Consider the following 5,050-nt stretch of genomic DNA (forward strand, 5'->3'; position numbering starts at 1 on the left):
ACTTGGCATGATCGGTATAGTGGTGGTGCTCGCTTCTTCTTATTTTTATGCAAATCAGCTAAAAATAGAAAATTCTAAGATTAACCCGCTAACGACTGCATTAATTAGCTTGGTTGCATATATGGTTACCGCACCATCTACTATTCATTTGCCTACAGGTGAACCTGTTTCCGGTTTTGCTTTGCAGTTCTTTAACTACGAGGGTTTGTTTTCTGGCTTGGTCATCGGTTTGCTAACTGCGCGTCTGTACAATCGTCTCGTCAAAGCAAAGTTTACCATCCAACTGCATGAGAGTGTCCCGCCTGCCATCATGGAAGCGTTCATGGCGATGATTCCAATTACGTTGATTTTAGCGCTTTTCTCACTTGTTCGTGAGGGCGTGTCAGCACTTGGTTTTGACCACCTTCAAGCATTTATCCAACAGTTAATTGTGTCACCATTGAACTCAGTTGGTACAGGGCTACCTGCAATCCTGATTGTTATTCTGTTAATGCAATTATTGTGGTTCTTTGGTTTACATGGGTTTTCAATTATGTGGGGTGTTATTTCAACGCTCTGGTTACCTCTTTTCTTGTCTCAAATTGATACTTTTGCACAAACGCAAGACTACTCACTGATTACACAAGTGGCTCCTAATACCATCTCTAATATCTATGCGATGATTGGTGGCTCAGGCTCGACACTCGCGCTTGTGGTAATGCTTCTACTGTTGGCTCCTAAGAACTCTGCAGAGCATTCTGTGGCTAAAATGAGTAGTGTTCCCGGGTTGTTTAACATCAATGAGCCAATTATTTTTGGTCTACCGATTGTGTTGAACCCTATGATGTTTATCCCATTTGTGTGTATTCCGCTGTTTAACGCTATTGTAGCCTACTTTGCTATCTCGACTGGACTGGTTGCTCCTATGGTAGTACTTAACGCAGGTGTTGAGCCAGTGCTACTCAATGCGTTTGTGCTGGGTAACTTTAATTTGTCACCTGTGTTTCTAATGTTAGGTCTGTTTATTGTGGACTGCATGTTGTACGCACCATTTGTAAAAATGCTCCTTAAGCAACGTAAAGCTGAAGAACTTACTGCGTAAACTGCTTAAGCTTAATGACCATTAATGCCCCAGTCTCGCTGGGGCCAGGATACTGACTATGAAAAACATCCACTTTATTCCGCATACTCACTGGGATCGAGAATGGTACCGCTCTTCTGATGCCTTCCGAATTCGCTTAGTCTACTCACTAGATAAGCTGATCGATACGCTAGTTAACGATCCGAATTTCAGCTTTTATACTCTCGATGGACAGACATGTATCGTTGAAGAATACTTGGAAATTCGTCCGCAAAATCGCGAAGTGATCGAACGTCTTATCAAAGACAAAAAGCTGCTAATTGGCCCTTGGTATACACAGCCAGATCTATACCTAGCACAAGGTGAAAGTATTTTGCGTAACCTAGTGCTCGGCAGCAACTATGCGGATGCCATAGGTGGTTGCATGAAGGTAGGCTGGGTGCCAGATGCGTTTGGTCAACCGCAGAGCTTGCCTCAGATTTTCAAAGCGCTTGGCATGGAAGCGATGTTTGTGTGGCGTGGTTTTAACTACCGTGAACTCGACGACTCGGTATTCCTGTGGCAAGCGCCAAATGGCGATGTGTTACGTTCGGTCCATTTCCCCCTTGGCTACGGACATTACCGTTATCTGCCAGAGGAAATTGATAAGGCACTTGAAGATACCAATAACGTTATTGAGCAGCTGGAACCTCGATTCCATGAAGATCAGCTGTTGTTTATGGGCGGCAGCGATCACGCTCGAATTCAACCTGAAGTGCCAAAAATCCTTGAAGCCTTAAATGACAAATTGTCACCAAATTATCAGCTAACGATTTCTAACCCTGAGAAGTTTATTGCTGAATCAACGGCAGCAATCGAAAAATCTGGTCGTGAGCTAACTGTCTATAAAGGTGAAGCGCGTTCGGCAGATCTTGGTCGTATTCACGCGGGTATTTCTTCGACGAACATCGATTTCAAAAATGCAATGAAGCATTTTGAAACCCTTCTTGCGCGTGTCGTTGAGCCGATGAGTGTGATGACACACGCGTTAGGTGGTAGTTTCGATCAAGGCCTGACCAATTATTTTTGGAAACAAGTATTCCGTAACCAGTTCCATGACACGATTTATCAGTCTTCACCAGAGACAGTAAACCACTCGGCGTACCACCGTTTAACCAAGTTACGCCATGGCATTAACGAACTAATCTGGTTAAATTTCCGTTTCTTACGAGATACTATCGACTTCTCATCGGTGAACGAGCAAGAAGACGTAATTATTGCGTTCAACACGTTAAGCCAAAAACGTGAAGACAGCATGATGATTAACCTGTTTGTTAAGAACCCGGTATTCTCACTGTTTACACTTGATGGTGAAGAAGTGCCATACAGTGTTGTAGAGAACAAAACAGCGATCAACAACGAAATCGAGTACTACAATGGTCTATTAAACCTAAATGATGTCGCTGATGAGCGTGAAGGTACGCAGCATCAGGTGCAGATTTTAGTTTCGGCTGAGCAGGTGCCAAGCTTAGGCTTTAAGGCATATAAAGTTGTCTATGGTCAGAAGCCATCAGCAAAACTCGCATCGACCGATTTGTACTGCACTGAGAGCAACTTTGGTAACAGTAAACTAGACGTAATGATTAACGAAGATGGTTCGCTTAATGTCACCAACAAAGTTAATGGTCAATCATACCGAGACGTGCTTGTTTTTGAAGATAAAGGTGATGAAGGTGATGAATACAACTATTCACCGCCAGCAGACGACCAAGTGTTTACCACGCGTGGTGGACTGGCACGTGTTAATGTACTGGAAAATAATGCACACAGAGTCTCAATTGAAATTGCTCACTCATTGGCGTTGCCACTTGAAGTCGTGGACTCTAAGCGTTCTTCTCAAAAAGTGCCTGTAGATATTGTCAGCGTTGTTAGCCTAGATCGCGGTAGCTCTTCACTAAAAGTTGAGTCAACAATCGACAACACGGTAAACGATCATATGATGCGCGTGTTGCTTCCTCATGCAGAAGTCAGTGAGCATAACTTAAGTGAAGACCATTTCACGGCAATTGAGCGCACAAACCGTATTCTGAATGCCAAGCCACTTTCTGAAGGGGCGACAGAGCTTGAACTGCCAATCTATCCGATGCAGCGTTTTGTGACTTTGGCGAATACGCAGCATACGGCTGCTTTTGTTTCAGCAGGGCCGGCAGAGTATGAAGTGTATGACAACCAGACTATTGCGTTAACTCTGTTGCGTTGTGTAGGAATGTTGGGTAAAGCAGACTTGACTGTACGTCCAGGAAGAGCATCTGGATACAAGCTAGAAACCCCGTCATCACAGTTGAACGGTAAGTCGGTATCCTCAACTTACGCGCTCGTGTTTGAATCAGGACAGCCAAATGTCGATGTTTTGTCATTACATGCAGATCGTTTGAACGTAGATGTACAAACTCGTCATCTCAAGTGTTTCTCACGACAACAGAATAAATCCGTATCAGGTACTTATCAGTTAAATGACATTTCCAATGTTGAATTGCTTGCTGTAAAGAGACCTGAAAACAGCGCTGACTATACTATTTTTAGACTGGTCAACCGAGCTGAAGAAAATAAAGAAGTAAGTTTGCCAGGCCAAGGAAATTGGTTTGAATGTTCATTGAAAGAAGCAATTGGTAAGCCTTTAGAAAATCATGTCACCATTCCAGCACAAAGTTTCATTACTTTAGCTTGGAAAAATGTATAAGAGAAAGATCCAATGGATAACTTAGAAGAAATCGTAATGGGTATCATCATAAATGCAGGGCAATGCCGTAGCCTGTGTTATGAGGCGCTAGCGAAAGCAAAAGCGGGTGATTTTGATGGTGCTCAAGAGCTGATGTCGCAAGCTTCAGATGCGGCCAATGAAGCACATTTAGTTCAAACACAATTGATTGAACAAGATCAAGGCGAAGGTAAAACCCAAATGACGCTTGTGTTGGTACACGCACAAGACCATTTGATGACCAGTATGCTAGCGAAAGAGCTAGTGACTGAAATGATTGAGATGCACCGCCGTTTAGCGGACGTATAAGGGGTAAACCAAATGAAAAAAATTATGCTTTGTTGTGCAGCAGGTCTTTCTACCAGCATGTTGATGAAAAAAATGCGTGCTGAAGCTGAGACTCGTGGTCTTGAAGTACAAATTGAAGCCTTTGGTGCGCAGCAATTTGATGAACAGGCACCTAACTATCAAGTTGTCTTACTTGGTCCTCAGATCAAGTACATGCAAGCTGATCTGAAAAAACGCGCAGAGCCGCTTGGCATTAAAGTAGAAGCAATCGATATGATGGACTACGGCATGCAACGCGCTGATAAAGTTTTAGATTTTGCTTTTTCTTTGATTGAAGACTAAAGCTTAATTGCTAAAATGTAATGATAAAAAAGCAGCAGGCTATATAGCTTTGCTGCTTTTTTACAGTTCTGCTCTTAATATATCCGTCATTCCGCAGCCAATTAATGAATTAAAATAGTGTGATCCAGCGATCAGAGGGTGTTCAATATTCTGTGTCAGCCAATTTTCATAGGTCTATGTGATCATCCAGTCGGCCTTCGAAGTGAATGGTTAGCTGCGATAGCGTCAGGCTCCAGTTCTGCACCGAATGCGACCAACGCTCAGACGCCTTTAACATACCTGCGTAGAGTAGCTTGAGCAAGCTGTTCTCATTGGCAAAACCGCCTTTGGTTTTAGTCAGTTTGCGGAACTGGCGGTGCACGGCCTCAACGGCGTTCGTCGTATAAATGGCGGTACGCACGTATTCCGGATATTTGAAGTAAGTAGAGAGTGTGAACCATTTATTGCGCCAGGACTTAATAACGATGGGGTATTTGTCACCCCATTTAGCTTCTAAGTCATCCAGCACGCTCTCTGCGGCGGATAATGTGACTGCCTTGTACACGCACTTCAAATCGGCCATGAAGGCTTTTTGGTGCTTACTGGCCACGTATTTCATTGAGTGGCGAATTTGATGAATAATG

The 5,050-nt window shown here is 43.5% G+C and carries 5 protein-coding genes; 4 read left to right on the forward strand and 1 reads right to left on the reverse strand.

The window, feature by feature from the left end; genetic code table 11:
• The 4 genes from BZG77_RS14085 to BZG77_RS14100 form a co-directional block, all read left to right on the forward strand.
• Positions 1-1,081, forward strand: a 1,081-nt coding sequence (locus BZG77_RS14085; RefSeq protein ID WP_077647697.1) for a PTS sugar transporter subunit IIC, incomplete at its 5' end; no start/stop codon positions are given.
• A 58-nt stretch (positions 1,082-1,139) separates the two neighbouring features.
• Positions 1,140-3,779 carry a glycoside hydrolase family 38 C-terminal domain-containing protein gene (locus BZG77_RS14090; protein WP_077647698.1) on the forward strand — a complete coding sequence of 880 codons (2,640 nt, stop codon included), beginning with the start codon at positions 1,140-1,142 and terminating at the stop codon, positions 3,777-3,779.
• Positions 3,780-3,791: 12 nt separating this feature from the next.
• Positions 3,792-4,106 carry a PTS N,N'-diacetylchitobiose transporter subunit IIA gene (chbA, locus tag BZG77_RS14095; protein ID WP_077647699.1) on the forward strand — a complete coding sequence of 105 codons (315 nt, stop codon included), beginning with the start codon at positions 3,792-3,794 and terminating at the stop codon, positions 4,104-4,106.
• Positions 4,107-4,118: 12 nt separating this feature from the next.
• Positions 4,119-4,427 (forward strand): PTS sugar transporter subunit IIB, encoded by a 309-nt coding sequence (locus tag BZG77_RS14100; RefSeq protein WP_077647700.1) that lies wholly within the window; start codon positions 4,119-4,121, stop codon positions 4,425-4,427.
• Between the two features lie 166 nt (positions 4,428-4,593).
• On the opposite strand, the gene BZG77_RS14105 is transcribed toward BZG77_RS14100, so the two are convergent.
• On the reverse strand, positions 4,594-5,050 hold a 457-nt coding region (locus BZG77_RS14105), incomplete at its 5' end, for a transposase (protein ID WP_131826164.1).

It is taken from the genome of Salinivibrio sp. IB643, from assembly GCF_001996105.1.
GTDB lineage: Bacteria > Pseudomonadota > Gammaproteobacteria > Enterobacterales > Vibrionaceae > Salinivibrio > Salinivibrio costicola.

What these genes read in the sequence shown, in the direction of transcription:
- chbA (WP_077647699.1), top strand. Translation starts at nt 3,792, where the DNA reads ATGGATAACTTAGAAGAAATCGTAATGGGTATCATCATAAATGCAGGG.
- BZG77_RS14090 (WP_077647698.1), top strand. Translation starts at nt 1,140, where the DNA reads ATGAAAAACATCCACTTTATTCCGCATACTCACTGGGATCGAGAATGG.
- BZG77_RS14100 (WP_077647700.1), top strand. Translation starts at nt 4,119, where the DNA reads ATGAAAAAAATTATGCTTTGTTGTGCAGCAGGTCTTTCTACCAGCATG.